The sequence below is a fragment of the Flavobacterium caseinilyticum genome (genome assembly GCF_004349085.1).
Classification (GTDB): domain Bacteria; phylum Bacteroidota; class Bacteroidia; order Flavobacteriales; family Flavobacteriaceae; genus Flavobacterium; species Flavobacterium caseinilyticum.
In genome coordinates this window covers 22,645-42,606 of sequence record NZ_SMFM01000005.1, presented here as the reverse complement: position 1 = coordinate 42,606, position 19,962 = coordinate 22,645, and the positions used below count along the sequence as shown (strand labels likewise).

Below are 19,962 nucleotides of genomic sequence, written 5' to 3'. Positions count from 1 at the left end.
AACTTAGGTTATTTTTAGTAGCAACTTCACTATATTTTCAAGAGATAATATATGATCCGGTTGCATGGCAGCAATTGCCGCGGCAGGCATAAACGAGGATGCCGCTGTCTCAGGATCCTGTGCAATTGTTAAACCACCATATTCTTTTATTCGTTCCATTCCTTTGGTACCATCATAATTAGAACCGGTAAGAATTACTCCAATCAATTTTTTTTCGTACGCTTCGGCAGCCGTTTCAAATAATATATCAATTGCCGGTCTTGCAAAATTTACGCGTTCCCCAATCGTAAGCGAAAAAGTTTTATCTTTTTCAACCAACAAATGATAATTAGGAGGTGCTATATAAATATTTCCCGTTTCAATTGTTTCTTTTTCATCTGCTTCTTTAATGTGGAGGTTGCAGTTATGATTTAAAATCTTGATCCATTCTCCATCGGACTGCACGCCAATATGTTGCACAATAATAATTGGAATTTTGAAATCCTTAGGAAAAAGAGGAAACATGACTTTCATTGCCTGCATTCCACCAGAAGAAACTCCCATTACAATGGCTTCATATTTCATTACTAATTAGTATTTTTTTTTAAAGATTCGCTGTCTTGGATCCCATTCTGTGTACTTTTCATATACATCTGAAAAACGAAGACTTTCCTTGGCACCTAAGCATAAAATGCCGCCATTTATCAGACTATTATAAAATAACGTCTGGACATTATTTTGTAATTCTCTATCAAAATATATAAGTACATTCCGGCATAAAATCAAATTTACTTCAGCAAAAACGCTATCGGTAACCAAATTATGATTGGCCCATACGATGTTTTTTTTCAGCGACTGATTCATGATCACATTATCATAATTAGAAGTATAATAATTAGAAAATGATTCTTTGCCTCCAGACAACTGATAATTAGTAGTGTATTCTTTGATGAGGGAAGTTGAATAAATCCCCTCTTTTGCATGATTCAAGGCATTTTGATTAAAATCAGTAGCGTAGATTATACTTCGATCGTACAAGCCTTCTTCCTGTAATATAATAGCCATCGAATAGGCTTCCTGACCCGTTGCGCAACCGGCATGCCATATTTTGATAAAAGGATATGTTTTTAAGATAGGGATGACATTTTCACGTAACGACTTATAAAAGCTCTGATCGCGAAACATTTCAGTCACTGTAATGGACAGATCCTGCAAGAGTGTTGCTGCAAAGCTTTCATCATTTAACACCGTGGATTGCATCTCGGAAATGTCTTCAAAACCGGACATCACCATTCTGCTCATGATTCTGCGCCGTATATGAGCCTGAGAATATTGCCTGAAATCATAACCGTATTTGCGGTAAATGGCTTCCAATAGCAATGAAATTTCCAGATCAGATGTTTCTTTATAGCGCATTTTTGTAATGATAAATTTGATTTAAAATTCACCAAATTGGTAATAACTAATTTAAATAGAGAGTAAAATTAAAATTGGCTTTGTGAAAAAGCAGCTTACATTCTATCCATGTACCAATTCAATTCTTTTTCCATTTTTTGATATTTAAAAATAGCAGAGATTATTTTTTGCAGACGAACGAAAGCAGTCTCACTTTTTACAACATAATCAAATGCTTTATGGTGCATACAATTGACAGCCACTTCAATTTTATCTTGTGAAGACAACATTATAACAGGAGTGTCCGGATTGAAAGCTTTTACTTTTTCCAAAGTTTGAAGGCCATTCATTGCATTTTCTACGATTCCATCAAGTTGATAATCTAAGATTACTACATCAGGATTATGTGATAAGTTGGCAATACACTGCTCTCCGGTAGGATAGGTTTCAATTATGAAGTCTGCATTTTCCAGAAACTCAATTTCTAAAGATTTTAAAAATAATGCATCATCATCTACAAGGAAGATTTTTATTTTGTTGTCGCTATTTGTCATTATATATTTATATTATATTAAATTCATGTTCTAATTCACTACAAGCTTGCAAGCAGATTTCTTCGATTTGCAGCACTAGGTCCGTAATTTCTTCTGTATTATCTTTTGCCACTGCAATCTTCTGGATTTTTTTAGCCATATCTTCAAAATCAGTATGGATTCCCATAATCGAAAATGAAGGAATCATTTTATGTACTGCCGCTGCTAATGAAGGCCAATTTTTATCCTCCAGACTTTGTTTTATGGTGTTAATTAAAGGGGGTGTTTGTATTAAATACAGGGATATCATTTCCTTAATTAATACTGGATTGGATTTTGTATGCTCGTTTAAATAAACCATGTTGATACATTTCACTTTTTTTCCCGAATCATTTTTTTTCCCAACATTTTTTTTCCCAAACTTCGCTACTTCTGGATTTTTTAGTATCCCAATGATTTTACTGTATAAAACTCTTTCATCAATAGGTTTTGCCAGATAATCATTCATTCCCGCTGCTTTGCATTTAGCTAAATCAACTGTGGTTACATCAGCAGTTAAGGCAATAATGGGAATTTTTGAATTCATTGTTTTACGAATATATTCTGTAGTTTCAAAGCCGTTCATTACGGGCATTTGCAAATCCATAAGTATGATATCATACTTTTTATTTTTTAGTTTTTCGATCGCTACAGCACCGTTTTCGGCTATATCTCTTTCGAATCCAAAATCATCGAGCAGCGTTTTCATTAATAATTGATTCAGAGGCATGTCTTCAACCACCAAAACTTTAATATCTTTTATCTCGGTATTTAATTCATAGATCTCATTTTCTAATGGAGCCGCCTCGTCTGTTTTATCAAAAACTAACGTAAAACTAAATGTGGTTCCACTGTTAACAGTGCTTTTCACTCGAATTTTACCGCCTTGCTGTTCCACTAATTGTTTTACAATTGCAAGTCCAAGACCTGTTCCTCCATATAATCTTGAAGTTCCGCTACTTGCTTGTTGAAAGTTTTCGAATATACTCTCGATTTTTGTTTCGGGAATACCAATTCCGGTATCTGTGACAGCAAATTCAAGAATTACCTGTTCATTATCTTCATGCAGCATATGAACTCCCACAGTAATATTTCCTGTATTCGTAAATTTTACAGCATTACTGACCAGATTTAAAATAATTTGATGTAATCGAATAGAATCTCCCACTAAAACAGTAGGGATATTAGCATCGTAGTCCTTTAATAATTTTAAATTCTTTTCTTGGGTTTTTGTTTCAAATAAATGAAGCATTGAGGATATTGAGGACTTTAATTTAAAAGGAGTTTTCTCAAAAACCATTTTACCGGCGTCTACTTTTGCTAAATCAAGTATATCATTTATAAGTACGATTAGGGCATCGCCACTTAGTTTTATCGCGGTTAAATATTCTTTTTGTTTGGCAGACAACTCTGTTTTTAATACCACTTTGGTAAATCCGATAATTGCATTCATCGGAGTTCGAATTTCATGACTCATGTTTGACAAAAATTGTTGTTTTGCCTTCACTGCATTTTCTGCTATAATCGTCGCATTTTCAGCATTGCTTTTTGCTTGTTCTGCAATTTCAGTTGCTAATTCTGCAAAAATTCGTGCTTCTACTGTTTCTTTTTCAATTCTTTTTTGATCTGTGATATCTCGGGCTACCACAACCACGCCTAGTACCTCACCTTCTTCATTTTTGTATACGGAACCATTCAGTAAAACCTCCGTTAATTTAGTTTCATGTTCTTTAATAATTAAAGGATAATCAGCGATAAATCCTTTATCAAATACTTCCTGATACGCTTTACGTGCATCTTGAGGTTCAGTGAAATAATCAAAGAAATCAGAACCAATTATTTTATCACGTAAAATACCGGTCACTCTCACTGACGCTTCGTTAGTATCGGTTATTTTTCCTTGTGGGCAAATTGTAAATAAAGGATCGCGGCTTGCCTCAATTAAACTTAAAGAATACTGCGAAGCTAATTTTAAGGAATTGGTAAAATCTTCCAATTCTCTATTTTCAATTTTCTGTTTTTCTCGTTCTTGATTTTGAAAAATAAGCTCTTTGTTCGCGATTAGTAATTCGGATGCTCGTTTTTCTTTTTCGTTATTTTGAAAACGAAGTTCTTTATTGGCTATAATTAATTCCTCTGCACGCTTCTCTTTTTCATCATTTTGATAGGCCAGTTCTTTATTGGCTATAATTAATTCTTGCGCACGCTTTTCTTTTTCATCATTTTGGAATGCTAATTCTTGGTTTGCGACAATTAGTTCTTGCGCACGTTTTTCTTTTTCATCATTTTGAAAAGCCAATTCTTTATTCGCATCAACTAACTCATGGGAACATCGCTCTTTTTCATCATTTTGGAAAGCTAATTCTTTCCTGGCAACAAGTAGTTCCTTTGCTCGTTTTGCTTTTTCGCCGTTTTGATACTTCAGTTCTTTATTGGCAATTATAAGCTCAGCGGCTTTTCTTTCCTTAATTTTATTTTGAAAATCAAGTTCTTTTCGGGCAATGACTAATTCAGCAGCGCGCAGTTCTTTCTCATTATTTTGATGTGCCAATTCATCGTTCGCCATTTTCAAATCTAAGGCCCATTTCTGTTCAGCAATATCTCTGGCGACGATTACAATTCCTAAAACTTTACCACAATCGTCTTTGTACACGGAACCGTTGAACAAAACATCTGTCAGTTTGCCGCCTTTGTGGCGAAGGGTTAAGGGAGAATCTGTTATAGATCCATTTGCAAAAACTTGCTGATATACTGCTATTGCTTTTTGTGGTTCAGTAAAATAATTATAGAAGTCCGTACCTGTCAAATTAGCGCGGTACTGCCCAGTAATATTCACGGCAGCCTCGTTCATATCCGTAATTTTACCCTCACTATTTATTGTAATTAGTGGGTCTAAACTAGCTTCTATTAAACTTTGGGCGTATTTTAGTACTTGATTATTTATGATTTCTATTTTTTAATTTTATTGAGTTCATACAAAAGAACTTAGCGTATTATGAGGCTTTTATTTTCCTATATCTTCAATAGGATTTCTTCTTTTGTCCTTCAGTTGTTTAAAATGCGAAGGAGAAAGTCCGGTCACTTTTTTAAACTGACTTGATAAATGCGCAACGCTGCTGTAATTCATTTTCCAGGCAATTTCAGTGATGTTTAATTCGCCATAGATAATTAATTCTTTAATGCGTTCCGTTTTATGAGAGATAATAAATTGCTCAATTGTCGTTCCTTGTACTTCAGAGAATAAATTAGATAAATACGTATAATCGTGACTTAATTTTTGACTTAGATAATCCGAAAAGTTGATTTTAATGTTTTCGGTGGAATGGTGTACCATTTCAATAATAACATTCTTAATTTTTTCGATTAACATTGATTTTTTATCATCCATTAATTCTAATCCCGAATCCAAAAGCGCAATTTTCAACTGTTGTCTCTGTTCGATCGAAATGTTTTCCATAATTTCGACTTCACCTAAATCAACAACCATATAGTGCAGTTTTAGTTTTTTTAACTCTTCTTTCACCGCCATTTTACAGCGATTACTTACCATGTATTTGATGTATAGCTTCAAATTATTATTTTTTAACAGATTATGTAAAAATCGAATAAACTTGTTCAATAAAATTATATAACTTCTTTTTAAAATTACATAATTCACGCATTATAATTTTTAACCTGACGCACTGATTAACTCGCGTCAGAAAAAAAAGCAGCTATCCAATAGCCATTACTTTTCTGTAAAAATATTTATTAACAGTTGCGACAGGTCATTTATAAACCTCTTCAAAACAGGGCAAACAATTTTTGAAATTGTATGAACTATGATTTACTGACTAATACTTGTTTTGCTTGGTTTTAAAATCACGCAATAATCGTTGATAAGTGTAATAGATTATTTAGCTATAAAGGAATTTACCCAATCGGATGATTTAATGGCTGACACTTTATTCTCGTTATTCATAGTAACCCGAAGTTCTTTGTTGGCTACTTTTTTTGAATACAATGCTTTGTAACGAAAAATAGTTGTTTGGTCAAAATTGTTTTGATAAACCTCCACTAATTGAAGGTCAATGAAAGTGCCATAATATTGGCGAAATCTCGTGCATGTTTTGGTGAGTCTTTCTTCAGTAGTATTTTTTATTACAGAAAGGGTTGCCTCAGTAGTGTTAAAAGGTTTAAATTTTGAGGTGTTACAGGTCATTAAAACTCTTTTTCCAAGCTCATACGATTTATTTTTTTGACTATCATTCACCTCAGATAGCGCGATTTTCATGATTTTAACTTTTTCCGGTACCGGTTCTGCAACGGCTACTACTTTTTTTGATTTACATCCAATGAGCAAAAGGATAGTGAAGAGAATAATTACTTTTTTCATGTTTTATTTAATTTTTAGTAAGATATTAGGGTCTGGACAGTTGTCTAAATAATACGGACGATCATTTTCACTGCAAACACCGGGATAATCGCCAAAGGTATTCAAATTATTTTTTATAATCTGAAAATGCAGATGCGGCGCATAATCACCATTTACGGAAGTATCACCCAAAGTAGCTAATTGCTGTCCTTTTTCATAAAAATCACCAATTTTAATACCGCTGATACTTTCTAATGATAAATGGCCGTATAAGGTGTAAAACTTTAGTTCCTCAATTTTATGTTCCAAAATAATAGTAGGGCCATAATCGCCGACTCCAGTATTGTAATTGAAACTGTGGATGAATCCGTCAAGTGCCGCCAAAACGGGGGTGCCGGATTGTATCCATAAATCTAATCCGATATGTATATTTCGTTCCTGAGTTTTCGAATCATTAAAAACACTACTTCGTTTATACAGATTTCTAATTTCGTTGTAGCCTCCAAAAGCTACTTTGGCATTATTTTGTACTAAATAGTGTTCTATGTATTCTTCAAAATCTCCTGCAGTTTCGAACTTTAAATTGGTAAAGGCTTCATTTGTTGTAGATAAATCCAATGGAATATACTGAGTGTAATCAATTTTTGCGTCTATCACCTTAACATTTTCGATGTTGTGTAAGAGTGTTTCTAATGGTATCATTTTTAGTAAATTTTTGAAAACGCTAAAATTAAATTAAAAAATGCAGACAAAAAAAAATAGACTCCCAAAATAACTTTGAATTGAAACTTTTAGGTTTTGTTAATATAAGCTGAAAGGATAATCTTCGGGAATTTTTTTTCTGATATTATTAAAAATAATCTATTGACATTTGTTTCCTTGTTGCTTGGTAACACTGTTAAGCAACCATAAAAAAAGCCAGACAAAATGTGATTTTATCTGGCTTTTTGATAAATAAAAATTTTTTAATACAAATTAGGAAATTTTGAAGGATTTACCTCATTCATCATTCCGTAGATTTTTTCAAAAATATCTTCGGTAGAAGGTTTTGAAAAATAATCACCATCAGTTCCATAAGCAGGTCTGTGTGCTTTTGCCGTTAAAGTTTGCGGTTTGCTGTCTAAATAAACGTAAGCATCTTGCTGCTCAATTATTTGTTGTAAAATATATGCTGAAGCACCACCTGGTACGTCTTCGTCTATTACTAAAAGCCTATTTGTTTTCTTAATACTTTTTACGATATCTTGATTAATATCAAACGGAAGTAATGACTGTAAATCGATAATTTCGCAATCAATACCTACTTCCAGCAATTCTTTGGCCGCTTGCTGAACCAATCTCAATGTCGAACCGTAAGAAACCAATGTTATATCTGCCCCTTCTTTCAACGTTTCTACAACGCCAATTGGAGTTTTAAAATCACCATAATTCAACGGCATTTTTTCTTTCAATCGGTAGCCATTCAGACATTCAATCACTAAAGCCGGTTCATCACATTCCAGTAAAGAATTATAAAAACCTGCTGCTTGTGTCATGTTTCTAGGGACCAAAACGTGAATTCCTCTAACTGCATTGATAATCATTCCCATTGGTGAACCTGAATGCCAGATTCCTTCCAATCGATGACCGCGGGTACGAATGATCAGCGGAGCTTTTTGTTTTCCGACAGTTCTGTAGCGCAACGTAGCCAGATCATCACTCATGATTTGGATCGCATATAATAAATAATCTAAATACTGAATTTCGGCGATGGGACGTAAACCTCTCATAGCCATTCCTATTCCCTGACCAAGAATAGTTGCTTCACGAATTCCGACATCGGCAACACGGAGTTCTCCGTATTTTTCCTGCATGCCTTCAAGACCTTGATTGACATCACCAATGGCTCCGGCATCTTCACCAAATATTAAAACCTCAGGATATTTAGTAAAAATAGCATCAAAATTATCACGCAAAATCATACGTCCATCAGTATCTTCTTTAGCGTCTTCTGGGTAGACCGGCAATACTTCTTTAACAGAAAAGACATTCAAATCTGTTTCTGAAAATAAGTTGCTGCTAAAATTCTTTTGGGTTTTATCCGTGTAGGATGTTATCCACTGGGACAATTCTTCTCTTCCGTTTTCGCTCAGTGCCAATCGCAAGGTTTTTCGTGCGGCAACCAGAATTTCCTTTTTTAAAGGAGTTTTATTGCTGCTTAATTCAGAAATGAATGTTAAGATTGTTTCTTTATTTTTACTGGTATCGCCTATTTTTTGTAATAGAGAAATCAGTTCTTTTTGTTCGCTTATAATAGGTTCAATAAAAGCATTCCAAGCGGCTTTTTTACCCTCTAAAACGTCTTTTTTAGCTTGTGCGTCAATAGCTTCAATTTCTTCAGGCGAAGCAATGTTGATGGCAATCATCCACAATTTCATTTGACGGATGCAGTCAAAATCTCTCTCCCAAGCTAAGCGATCCGCATTTTTATATCTTTCATGTGAACCAGAACTCGAATGTCCTTGTGGTTGCGTCACTTCATTTACATGAATCAAAACCGGAACGTGATTTTCTCTCGCAATATCGGCAGCTTTCACATAAGTAGCCACTAGATCAGCATAGTCCCAGCCTTTTACTCTAAGTATTTCAAAACCATTGGTCCCTTTTTCTTTCTGGTAGCCTTTTAAGATTTCAGAGATGTTTTCTTTAGTGGTCTGATGTTTTGCATGTACAGAGATACCATATTCATCATCCCAAACGCTCATGACCATCGGAACTTGTAAAACACCAGCAGCATTTATAGTCTCGAAAAATAAACCTTCAGAAGTACTTGCATTTCCTATCGTTCCCCATGCAATTTCATTCCCTTCAACTGAGAAATTAGCGGCATTTGGAATACCGGAAACTTGTCGGTATATCTTTGAAGCTTGTGCAAGTCCCAAAAGTCTGGGCATTTGTCCGGCCGTCGGAGAAATGTCTGAGCTTGAATTTTTTTGTTTTGTTAAATCTTTCCAACTCCCGTCATCATTTAAACTATGTGTGGCAAAGTGGCCACCCATCTGTCTTCCTCCTGACATTGGCTCTTGTTCAAGATCAGTATGCCCATACAATCCGGCAAAAAATTGTTGTACCGTTAATTGACCAATAGCCATCATAAACGTTTGGTCGCGATAATATCCAGAGCGAAAGTCGCCATTTTTGAAGGCTTTTGCCATCGCTAATTGTGGCACTTCCTTACCGTCCCCAAAAATGCCAAATTTAGCTTTTCCGGTCAATACTTCTTTACGTCCTAACAGACTGCATTCTCTGCTAATTACCGCAGTTGTGTAGTCGTTTAACACCTCAATTTTGAAATCCTCAAATGTTAATGTAGTATTGTTTTTTTCTTGTATCATAATTCAAAAGTATAACTTTAGGATGTAAATTTAATTAAAAACATGCTATTTTCATAATTCCTTGCAAAAAATAGAATTTAATTATTGCAATAAATTACACTAAAAAGAACTTTATTTTTTTACTATATGTAATTTTTATATTAATATATTAAGAATAGTTTAAAAATTAATGATCTTTACATCATTTTAGAACCATTTTCGATTAAAAAGATTGATTAATGTTTTAGGAGATAAAGTGATTAGAAAACGTATTTTTTCATCGTAATTTTTTTGACTAATTTCCCATCCATTATTTGAATACACCGGAAAATATAACTCAAAGTAGTCAGTAACTAAATTCAGACGAATACCACTGTCATAAACGAATCTTTCGTCCTGACTTTTATTTTTGATTATCCCTGCGTCTCCATAAATCTCGATCCAGTGCCAAATGCTGAAACTTGCATTGACACTTGTAATCCATTGATTGGCATAAGGTGTATTAATTTTCGATTTAAAACCACCTTCCGCCGAGATATATTGCTGACTGTAAAGACCGCTGCTTTCGGACCTGCCTAAATAATTATAATCAAACAGGTAATCTGTGGGTCTATCGAGCGCGAAGCTGAAAAAATCAGACTGGCTTGAATTGTATAAAAAACTACCGGCGTAAAATCGCAAATTAATCTGCCGATTGTTTTCAAATAGTTTTCGGTACTCAATTTCACCTGTTATTTTTCCAAATTTTCCGGAAATTTGTACATCTGTATTAAAACTAAAATGTTTAGTAACTTCAGTAGTTGTATTAATATATCTGGCGTCAAAAACGGAATAATTTTGAGGCGAATTGTCTATAATTAAAGCACTTTTTTCTTTGTTTACGATAACCTGTCTGAATAAAAGCAGCTGTTTCCTATTGTCCCTAAAGTTGGGCTCCCTGATTCGTAACTGAATTGTTGGATTTAGTTTTAAGTAGGAGGCGTCCTCAGCATAATGAAAATAAGATCCGCTCAAGGAATATCTTGCACTAAAAAGATTGCTTTTTCTATAATTTTGAGTAATGACAAAACTCGCGGATCCGGATAAATTTTCTGATTTAGTGGAAAAAGATGGGTTAACATCAAATGTGAATGGTTTTTCGAGGATGGTTTTATTGTGCAGTCGAAGTCCAGGAGTTAAACCATCGTATAAGTTGTAATATATCGAAGGAACATACAAAACTTGATTGTAATAGGGATCCTCCAAGTCTTTCATAAAAACAAACTTGACCGGTCGATTATTAGGAAAAAAACCTTCTAATTTCTTCCAGTTATTTCTTAAATTGTATTCAGGCACTTCATTTTTTAAATTTAAAATAATCTTGTCAACGCTGTTTCTGGGAATAGTGAAAGTGCTGTCACATTCTTCAATATCGAGCCATTTTTTGAAAACAATAGCGCCATTTTTGGTGCCATACACCGGAATGGGAATTGGTGCTCCTGTTTTATTAATTACAGAAAAAGTGACACTGTCTTTCGTTTTGGTTACATTGGAAAATTTATAATCAATGATATCTCTGGAATTAATGATGGTATTAAAAAACCAACTAATATCCTTTTTAGCCTTTGATTTAAGCAACTTTTCAAAATCCTTTCCTGAAACTGATTTCCCCTGATTTTGTGCATATAATTCGCGAATACTGGCGGTTACAACATCGCGCGCTAAATAATCATCTAAAAACCGAATGCTCAGACCCGCGCGGTATTTACTGGCGATTTGTTCATTGAATTTAATTAAAGTATTCTTTGGCGCTCCCAATGGCTGATCCAGATTTTTACGGGCCATCAGCATGTAAAAATAACTGTACTGCGCATTAAAACTTAGATTCATTAAATTATAACTTTTCAAAAGACGGATATTCGATGCGCTTCCCATCATTTTAATTTTTGGATGATTTTCGTCAATATATTTCATCATCGCATACACTTGAATGCCATCATAAATCCAATTGTCTTTTCTTGGATCTAAATTCAGACTGCTTTTTAAGAATTCATTTAAATAGGTTTTCAAAAATTTAATTTCAAAAATAAAATCATCCGCAAACGGACTTATAAAAGAAGGAAGTTGATTCAATCCGTAAAATGGATTTCTCTCATAATCCGTTTGTGACACAATGATTTTCGGGTTTGGATATTTTCCGATTAAATCGTTTGTGAAATTTACAATTTTAGCAATTATAATTCCTTTTTGGAGTGAATCCAATTTATTGTCTTTCAGATCATAAAGTACGTCGATGGAGCTATTGGTGTAACGTTCAAAACTGGATTTTGGTTCAACAAAGAGGCTGAAATCTGTTCTGATTTCGCCTGATAATTTATAAAACGAAAAGAGTTCATTATCGGTTACAGTGCTATTTAAATCTGAAGTAATTTCTAAATTTCTTGGGATTTTCAGATCAATATTAAAATTAGAAACCGCATTAGCAATATCATTAAGATTATTGTTGCTGTACCTGATAAAATCATGATTTTCATAACGAGCCGGATTGAGAAACCAGTTTTTAAGGTTGATTTCTCCTTTGTCATTATAACCATATTTGGTGAATTTATCACTGGGAATCTTTACAATATAGGTAAGATGTAGAGTGATTTTTTGATTGGGAAACAATTTATCGTTTAATTCAACAACAATGATGTCTGGATTTTTATCTGGTCGTTGCCAAGCCAGTGGCGATAGTCGTGAAGTTGTTACAATTAAATTTTTGGTACTTCCTCGTTCTTCTTCTTTTGCCAAATGAAAACCTCGGTAAAACTCATCAGAAAACCGCTTCGCCAATGGTGTGTTTTTATTGGAATAGGCATTATTCCAGTCATTCAAAACAATCGATTTCAAAGTATCATTCGATTGATTAAAAAAAGTGATTTCCTGTTCTACATTCAACGTCTTATTCCCTGGATTCAATTCAACGGTCATCTTAGAATGATGCTGTCCATATTGCTTTACTGAAACCAATAAAACAAGAATAAAAACAATGATTTTATAAAATGATTTCAACGAAATGATTTAAAATTTAATAAAAAAATAAATGTAATTATTAATAAACAGTAAATAAAGAAAGAAGGTATAAAATAAAATAAAAAAAGCTGCTTTTAGGCAGCTTATTATTAAAAATTGGGAGATAAATCATATTTCTTGTAGAATTTATCTAAAACATCAACGACTTCATCTGCACTGTCAACAATTTTAATCAAATTCAAGTCTTCGGCATGAACAGTACCTTCTTTTTCTACTAAAACCGTTTTAATCCAATCAATGAGTCCTGACCAGAAACTGGTTCCAACCAATATAATAGGGAATCTGGCTACTTTTTTGGTCTGAATTAACGTCATCGCTTCAAACATTTCGTCTAATGTACCAAAACCTCCTGGCATCACAACAAAACCCTGAGAATATTTGACAAACATCACTTTTCGAACAAAGAAATAATCAAAATTCAAATTTTTATCGCTGTCAATGTAAGGATTGTAATGTTGCTCAAATGGTAATACAATATTCAGTCCCACAGAAGTACCTCCGCCTAAATGTGCGCCTTTATTGCCCGCTTCCATAATTCCGGGTCCACCGCCGGTAATCACACCATATCCTGCTTTACTTATTTTATAAGCAATTTTTTCTGCCAGTAAATAATTAGCAGCGTCGGGTTTTGTTCTGGCTGATCCAAAAATAGAGACACAAGGACCTATGCGTCCCATACTTTCATAACCGTTTACAAATTCGGCCATGATTTTAAAAATCGCCCAACTATCATTGGTTCTAATCTCATTCCACGTCTTTCTTTTCAATCGGTCTTGGATAACTTTATCCTCGTCATTATCAAAATCTTCTAATCTCATATTCTCTATTTTATAATCTTATTTTTTTTGGAGCTACTTCCAGCTATTCGTTACAATCTTATAAGCCGAAACCCGGCTTATAAGGATTTTCACTGCTATCTGGGCTAGGGCTTCTATATACTAAAGTAATTCTTTTTTTAAAAACTGCGCTGTATAGCTCTTTTTATTTTTAGCAACTTCCTCAGGAGTTCCTTTCGCAATTAGTTGCCCGTCAGCTTTTCCCCTCTTTTGAAGGGGTGCCCGAAGGGCGGGGTGGATTTTCTGTATAAATTTTCAGATACTAGTCTCTTTACCACCATATTCTAAAACAATATATTTCTCCAGTTCCATCATCACATTTCTCAAATCATTTTTCACCCTTAAATCAGAGATTCTGTAGACCTTTAAACCCAAAGAAATAAGATAATCCTCTCTTTTTTGGTCGTATTCTTCTTTGTCATTATGACTTGAACCGTCAATTTCGACTACTAATCCCAAGGTTTTTATATAAAAATCTACGATGAAGTTACCAATGATTCTTTGTCTGTCAAAATCTATTTTCCAAAACATTCCTTTGTGCACTTGCAACCAAAAAATCACTTCTGATAGCACACCAGCTTTGCGCAAGGCTCGGGAACGTGCTTTTAGTTTTGCGTTGTAGGGTAAGTTTTCAATGAAATTTCGATAAATAGGGTGAGTGTAAATATGAGCGGTTATTTCTCTATTGTTTTCCATAACTCCTTGTTTTACTCCTCAATTATAAGGGTGTCATTCATAGCGAGGTGGTTTTTTAAGGCTGAATTTACAAAAATATGTCAATTGTAGCGATAATAAAAGAATATAAAAACCACCCCGCCCTCTGGGCACCCCTCCAGAGGAGGGGAATTTAAGTCAACTCTTTTTTCAAAAACTGCGCCGTGTAACTCTTCTTAATTTTTATAATTTCTTCAGGAGTTCCTTTCGCAATAAGTTGTCCGCCGCCTTTTCCACCTTCAGGACCAATATCAATAATATAATCTGCCAGCTTAATCACGTCCATATTGTGTTCGATAATCAGGATTGTATTTCCTTTATCTACTAATTTGTTAATCACTTCCATCAAGACTCTAATATCTTCAAAATGCAGTCCTGTTGTAGGTTCGTCCAGGATATAAAACGTATTACCTGTATCTTTTTTAGATAATTCACCCGCAAGTTTAATACGCTGTGCTTCACCACCGGAAAGCGTTGTACTTTGTTGCCCAAGTGTAATATAACCCAAGCCAACATCCTGAATGGTTTTGACTTTTCTGTAAATCTTCGGAATCATTTCAAAAAACGGAACTGCTTCATCAACCGTCATATTCAAAACATCTGATATGGATTTACCTTTGTACCGAATCTCCAGTGTTTCTCTGTTAAAACGCTTTCCTTGACAGGTTTCACATTCTACATAAACGTCTGGTAAAAAGTTCATCTCTATTGTTCGCACACCCGAACCTTCGCAGGTTTCACAACGTCCGCCTTTGACATTAAAACTAAATCGACCTGCTTTGTAACCCCGTATCATACTCTCAGAAGTCATCGTAAACAGGTTTCTGATTTCTGTAAAAACTTCCGTATAAGTTGCCGGATTACTTCGTGGCGTTCTACCGATCGGGCTTTGGTCAATATCAATCACTTTATCGATATGTTCCAATCCTTCAATTTTTTTGTACGGTTGCGGTTTTTTGACACCATTAAAATAGTAGGCGTTCAAAATAGGGTAGAGCGTCTCATTAATTAAAGTCGATTTTCCGCTTCCTGAAACTCCCGTTACGCAAATCATTTTACCCAAAGGCAATTCTATCGAAACATTTTTCAGGTTATTTCCTGTTGCTCCGGTCAGTTTTAGGAATTTCCCATTTCCCTCACGACGTTTTTTTGGAACTTCAATTTTCAACTCACCATTCATGTACATCGCTGTAATGGTATGATGTTTCATAATTTCGGCAGGCGTCCCTTTACTGATGATTTCTCCTCCGTATTTTCCGGCTTTTGGTCCAATATCAATTACATAATCGGCACGTTCAATCATGTCTTTATCGTGCTCGACTACAATTACAGAGTTTCCGATATCACGTAATTGTTCGAGAGAATGAATCAATTTATCATTGTCTCTTTGGTGTAAACCGATACTTGGTTCATCCAGAATATACAAAACACCAACTAATTGCGAACCAATTTGAGTTGCCAAACGAATACGTTGTGCTTCACCACCGGAAAGTGATTTCGAGCTTCGGCTTAAAGCCAAATAATCTAAACCTACATTCATCAAAAAGTTTAATCGATCTTTAATCTCTTTGATTACTTCTGTAGCAATACGCTTTTGTTTGTCAGATAAATGGCTGTCTAAATCATTAAACCAAACCGTCAAATCCGAAATGTCCATATCGCACAATTCAGTAATATTTTTTTCATTGATTTTAAAGAACATCGCTTCTTTTTTCAAGCGGGAACCATCACAAACCGGACATTTTATTTCGTCCATAAATTCTTTTGCCCAACGTTTTATGCTGGTAGAACCGCTTTCGTCATGCTGATTTTTGATGAAATGTGAAATCCCTTCAAAGTCAATTTTGTATTCTCGGGCAACACCAAGATCTTTGGAGTTGATGGTGAATTTTTCTTTTCCGCCGTTCAAAATCATTTCCATCGCTTCATCAGGAATGGTGTTAACTGCATCTGTTAATTTGAAACCATATTTTTCACCTATGATTTCCAATTGTTTGAAAATCCAAGAAGATTTATATTCGCCCAAAGGAGCGAAGCCACCTGCTTTTATCGATAATTTCGGGTTTGGGATAATCTTTTTAGTGTTGATTTCATTTACCGTTCCAAGGCCGTTACAATGATCACAAGCACCTTTTGGAGAATTGAAAGAGAATAAATTAGGTTCTGGATTTTGATAGGAAATCCCAGTACTTGGACACATCAGATTTCTACTAAAAAAACGCACTTCATTAGAGTCTTGGTCCAAAACCATCAATACATTCTCACCGTGATGCATCGCTGTATTTATACTTTCGGTCAAACGTTTTTCGTTATCTGCAGTGTCTTCAATCACCATTCGATCCACAACAATTTCTATGTCGTGCGTTTTGTAACGGTCTAGTTTCATGCCCAAAGTTATATCCAGTACATCGCCGTTTACACGAACTTTAAGGAAACCTTGCTTGGCAATTTGTTGAAAGAGTTCCGCATAATGTCCTTTCCGAGCACGAATAACAGGAGCCAAAATATTGATTCGTTTTCCAGTAAAATCCTGAATTATCAAATCTTTGATTTGCTCATCAGAATAAGAAACCATTTTTTCTCCGGTATTATAGCTGTACGCATCAGCGCCACGAGCATACAACAAACGCAGAAAATCGTATATTTCAGTTATAGTTCCTACTGTGGAACGCGGACTTTTACTGGTTGTTTTTTGTTCGATGGCAATTACAGGCGAAAGCCCGTCAATTTTATCAACATCGGGACGTTCCAAACCACCCAGAAACTGCCTGGCATACGCAGAGAAAGTTTCCACATAACGGCGTTGCCCTTCGGCATAAATAGTATCAAAAGCTAAGGAGGATTTTCCGGATCCTGAAAGACCGGTAATTACGACCAGTTTTTCACGAGGAATGGAAACATCTATGTTTTTTAAGTTGTGAACGCGAGCGCCTTGAACTTCAATGGTATTGTCTTTATCTAACATAATTTTTGCAAAAAAGCAAAGTTACCATTTTGATTTAGTCTTTCGTTGTAACAGTTTAGAAGTTTATGTTAAAACTAATTGGCAAATTATTCAATCGTCATCGATTTTAGTTTAGTTCGATAGGCTTCAAGCGCAAAAGATTTTGAAATAAAACCGTAATATTTCCCTTCTTGGAGAACCGGTAAAAAGACTTTTTTCGATTTTTCAAACTTATTCATAACGGTTTCCATGCTGTCATCTGGAGAAATGATTTCTGCGGGGTTTGTCATTATTTCTCTGACCAAAGTATATTTTACGCGGTACGAATTGAATATTATTTCTCGAATATCATTAAAATGAACAATGCCCAATAAGTTTTTTTCAGTATCAACGACTGCAAATATAACTTGATTGGAATGAGAAATTAAATCTACCAGCCTCTCTAGATTTTCATCAGCGGAAACCGTCAAATAATCCGTTTGAATTATGGAAGTGGTCTCTAAAGTCGAAAGGATATTGGTGTCTTTATTGCTCGTAAAAGCATGGCCTTTTTTGGCTAAATTCTTAACATCCATAGAATGTTTTTCAAAACGTTTTGAAATTGCAAAACTTATGGAAGCTACAATCATAAGTGGAATCATCAAGTTGTAGCCTCCTGTAATTTCAGCTATTAAGAATATTGCAGTCAACGGCGCATGAAACAAACCACTTAAGATTCCTGCCATTCCCACCAAAGTGAAATTACTCACCGGTAATTTTGTAAGTCCTGTCAGATTTAAAAATTTAGAGAAAAAGAAACCAACATAAGATCCCAAAAAGAGGGAAGGAGCAAAATTACCTCCGTTTCCGCCACTTCCCAGAGTAATTCCAGTTGCAAAAACTTTCAGCATCATAGTGAAACCTACAAATACTAATAAAGCCCAACTATTGTCTCGAAAACCGCTAAACAAGGTGTTTTCCAGTAATTTCCCGGGATCATTCTCAGATAATGTTTTGATACTTTCATATCCTTCTCCAAAAAGCGTTGGAAAAATGAAAATAAGGATTGCTAAAATCGAAGCACCGAATAGCGCTTTTTTGTAAGGTGATAATTTAAGTCTCGCAAAAAAATGTTCTACTTTCTGAAAATTTCGGGAATAATAAATCGAAATAAATCCTGTGAACAATCCTAAAAGAATATAGTATGCAATGTTATGATAATCAAAGCTCTGCTGTTGTTTAAACGAAAGCAATATTTCCTCATCAAGTGCAATTACTGAAACTAAAGCACCTGTTGCAGCGGCGATCATAATAGGAGTAAATGCAGCAATACTCACATCAACTAACAGCACTTCGATGGCAAATAAAACTCCGGCAATAGGCGCATTAAAGGCAGCGGCAATTCCTGCTGCGACTCCACATCCTATTAATAAGGTTCGGTCTTTATAACTTAATTTATACTTTTGGGCATAATTAGAACCAAAAGCAGCTCCCGTAATTACAATCGGACTTTCTAAACCTGCTGAACCTCCCAAACCCACTGTTAATGAACTGGTTACGATTTGTGCATACATCTGTTTTTTTGGAATAATACTTGCTTTTTTGGCAACAGCATATAGAATTTGCGAAGTTCCCTTTTGGATGGTTCCTCCTAATACTTTTTTGACTACTAAAACAGTCAGTAAAATACCAATTATAGGCAGAATACTATTAAGAAACCCTAATTTTAAAATACCGTTGACATAAGTAGCAAAAGAAAATACCCAATGTGCGAAAGTTTTTAGGACGATAACAGCAAAAGCGGAAGAAATACCAACCAAAACCGCTGATAAGAATATAAACTGCTTTGGCGTCAGCATGGACTGTGCAAAAGCTATTATGATTTCTAATTTTGAAAAATATTTTTTGAGCATGACGATTTTTAAAAGGGACACAAAACTACTATTATTTTATCCTAACACATATTTTTCAACGCTTCTTTTGTGCTTAATGGTTTTAAATTACCGGTTTTCACAAATTCTTTAACGGCTTCTGGATTTGATTTTGCATATTCCCTTAGCGCCCAGCCAATAGCTTTCTGTACAAAAAATTTCTTTGAATGAGATTTTTTTAAGCATTCAGAAAATAATAAATCAGCATTCGTTTTTTGTTTGTAGCCCAATTGAAATAAAATAGCGCTTCGGTTCAACCACATATTCTCTGAATTTGAAAAACGTTCCATTACATTTTTGGTTTCCGATGGGAATTGCAATAAATAGCCACCCAAAATGTTCTTTGCAATAGTATCTGCGCTGTCCCACCAAGAATTGTTCAGAATAAGTTTTTCAATAAGCAGAATGTCCTCTTTTTTGTAATTCCCTTTGAGTTCTTTTATTAAAATTTCAATCGCACAATAATGAAACTCGCGTTGTGGTTTTGAATGTAGTTCTAAAGCAATTGCTCTTGCGTTTGCTGAAACTTCTGCTTTATTTTCTTTCCAAATCTTCTTGAAAATCCGTCTGCGTTCCTCGGTTTTTATTCCAAAAAAAGGAAATTTATTCTTCATGTATTTTGCCATCGCAAAAGCATTTTCAGGATTTTTGTTTTCCGCAAAAGCGTTTTCTAAGGCAAGTATAAAGCTCATAAATGGTCAATTTCAATGGCAAAATCCAATGGCAATGTCTAAAAATCAATAGCGATGGCAAAATTCAATAACAATAGTAAAATTAAATATCAAATTCAAAAACGTCATAAAATCAGTTGCCTAAATTTCTATTCTCTTTGTTCTATTTTCTACTTTCTA

Annotated in this window: 14 protein-coding genes; all 14 read right to left on the bottom strand. The window is 34.6% G+C overall.

What is annotated here, in order from left to right; genetic code table 11:
* Positions 1-3: 3 nt before the first annotated feature.
* The 14 genes from E0F89_RS11220 to E0F89_RS11155 all read right to left on the bottom strand — a co-directional run bounded on the left by E0F89_RS11220 (position 4) and on the right by E0F89_RS11155 (position 19,803).
* Positions 4-564: a chemotaxis protein CheB gene (locus E0F89_RS11220; RefSeq protein WP_131909872.1), complete on the bottom strand. Its 561-nt coding sequence runs from the start codon at positions 562-564 to the stop codon at positions 4-6.
* A 6-nt stretch (positions 565-570) separates the two neighbouring features.
* A complete protein-coding gene (locus tag E0F89_RS11215) occupies positions 571-1,395 on the bottom strand; it encodes a CheR family methyltransferase (RefSeq protein WP_131909871.1) in 825 nt (274 codons plus the stop codon).
* Positions 1,396-1,490: 95 nt separating this feature from the next.
* Positions 1,491-1,928 (bottom strand): response regulator, encoded by a 438-nt coding sequence (locus E0F89_RS11210; protein ID WP_131909870.1) that lies wholly within the window; start codon positions 1,926-1,928, stop codon positions 1,491-1,493.
* Between the two features lie 7 nt (positions 1,929-1,935).
* Entirely contained in the window at positions 1,936-4,854 is a 2,919-nt protein-coding gene (locus E0F89_RS11205) for an ATP-binding protein (protein ID WP_449404027.1), read from the bottom strand.
* Between the two features lie 96 nt (positions 4,855-4,950).
* On the bottom strand, positions 4,951-5,496 hold the full coding sequence (locus E0F89_RS11200) for a helix-turn-helix domain-containing protein (RefSeq protein ID WP_131910046.1): 546 nt from the start codon (positions 5,494-5,496) through the stop codon (positions 4,951-4,953).
* A gap of 342 nt (positions 5,497-5,838) precedes the next feature.
* Positions 5,839-6,321 (bottom strand): hypothetical protein, encoded by a 483-nt coding sequence (locus E0F89_RS11195; protein ID WP_131909868.1) that lies wholly within the window; start codon positions 6,319-6,321, stop codon positions 5,839-5,841.
* 3 nt (positions 6,322-6,324) lie between these two features.
* Complete coding sequence (locus E0F89_RS11190; RefSeq protein WP_131909867.1) at positions 6,325-7,002, bottom strand: peptidoglycan DD-metalloendopeptidase family protein; 678 nt, start codon at positions 7,000-7,002, stop codon at positions 6,325-6,327.
* A 263-nt stretch (positions 7,003-7,265) separates the two neighbouring features.
* On the bottom strand, positions 7,266-9,674 hold the full coding sequence (locus E0F89_RS11185; protein WP_131909866.1) for an alpha-ketoacid dehydrogenase subunit alpha/beta: 2,409 nt from the start codon (positions 9,672-9,674) through the stop codon (positions 7,266-7,268).
* Between the two features lie 186 nt (positions 9,675-9,860).
* Entirely contained in the window at positions 9,861-12,605 is a 2,745-nt protein-coding gene (locus E0F89_RS11180) for a gluzincin family metallopeptidase (protein ID WP_131910045.1), read from the bottom strand.
* 191 nt (positions 12,606-12,796) lie between these two features.
* Positions 12,797-13,525: an LOG family protein gene (locus E0F89_RS11175; protein WP_131909865.1), complete on the bottom strand. Its 729-nt coding sequence runs from the start codon at positions 13,523-13,525 to the stop codon at positions 12,797-12,799.
* Positions 13,526-13,798: 273 nt separating this feature from the next.
* A complete protein-coding gene (locus E0F89_RS11170; RefSeq protein WP_131909864.1) occupies positions 13,799-14,239 on the bottom strand; it encodes an endonuclease domain-containing protein in 441 nt (146 codons plus the stop codon).
* 151 nt (positions 14,240-14,390) lie between these two features.
* A complete protein-coding gene (gene uvrA, locus E0F89_RS11165; protein ID WP_131909863.1) occupies positions 14,391-17,222 on the bottom strand; it encodes an excinuclease ABC subunit UvrA in 2,832 nt (943 codons plus the stop codon).
* An 86-nt stretch (positions 17,223-17,308) separates the two neighbouring features.
* A complete protein-coding gene (locus tag E0F89_RS11160; protein ID WP_131909862.1) occupies positions 17,309-19,093 on the bottom strand; it encodes a chloride channel protein in 1,785 nt (594 codons plus the stop codon).
* A gap of 41 nt (positions 19,094-19,134) precedes the next feature.
* Positions 19,135-19,803, bottom strand: coding sequence for a DNA alkylation repair protein (locus E0F89_RS11155; RefSeq protein ID WP_131909861.1), 669 nt, complete (start codon positions 19,801-19,803; stop codon positions 19,135-19,137).
* Positions 19,804-19,962 lie beyond the last annotated feature (159 nt).

Coding starts and splice junctions, on each gene's coding strand:
- E0F89_RS11220 (WP_131909872.1), bottom strand. CDS start 564: ATGAAATATGAAGCCATTGTAATGGGAGTTTCTTCTGGTGGAATGCAG.
- E0F89_RS11170 (WP_131909864.1), bottom strand. CDS start 14,239: ATGGAAAACAATAGAGAAATAACCGCTCATATTTACACTCACCCTATT.
- E0F89_RS11185 (WP_131909866.1), bottom strand. CDS start 9,674: ATGATACAAGAAAAAAACAATACTACATTAACATTTGAGGATTTCAAA.
- E0F89_RS11180 (WP_131910045.1), bottom strand. CDS start 12,605: ATGACCGTTGAATTGAATCCAGGGAATAAGACGTTGAATGTAGAACAG.
- E0F89_RS11210 (WP_131909870.1), bottom strand. CDS start 1,928: ATGACAAATAGCGACAACAAAATAAAAATCTTCCTTGTAGATGATGAT.
- E0F89_RS11155 (WP_131909861.1), bottom strand. CDS start 19,803: ATGAGCTTTATACTTGCCTTAGAAAACGCTTTTGCGGAAAACAAAAAT.
- uvrA (WP_131909863.1), bottom strand. CDS start 17,222: ATGTTAGATAAAGACAATACCATTGAAGTTCAAGGCGCTCGCGTTCAC.
- E0F89_RS11175 (WP_131909865.1), bottom strand. CDS start 13,525: ATGAGATTAGAAGATTTTGATAATGACGAGGATAAAGTTATCCAAGAC.
- E0F89_RS11195 (WP_131909868.1), bottom strand. CDS start 6,321: ATGAAAAAAGTAATTATTCTCTTCACTATCCTTTTGCTCATTGGATGT.
- E0F89_RS11190 (WP_131909867.1), bottom strand. CDS start 7,002: ATGATACCATTAGAAACACTCTTACACAACATCGAAAATGTTAAGGTG.
- E0F89_RS11215 (WP_131909871.1), bottom strand. CDS start 1,395: ATGCGCTATAAAGAAACATCTGATCTGGAAATTTCATTGCTATTGGAA.
- E0F89_RS11200 (WP_131910046.1), bottom strand. CDS start 5,496: ATGGTAAGTAATCGCTGTAAAATGGCGGTGAAAGAAGAGTTAAAAAAA.
- E0F89_RS11160 (WP_131909862.1), bottom strand. CDS start 19,093: ATGCTCAAAAAATATTTTTCAAAATTAGAAATCATAATAGCTTTTGCA.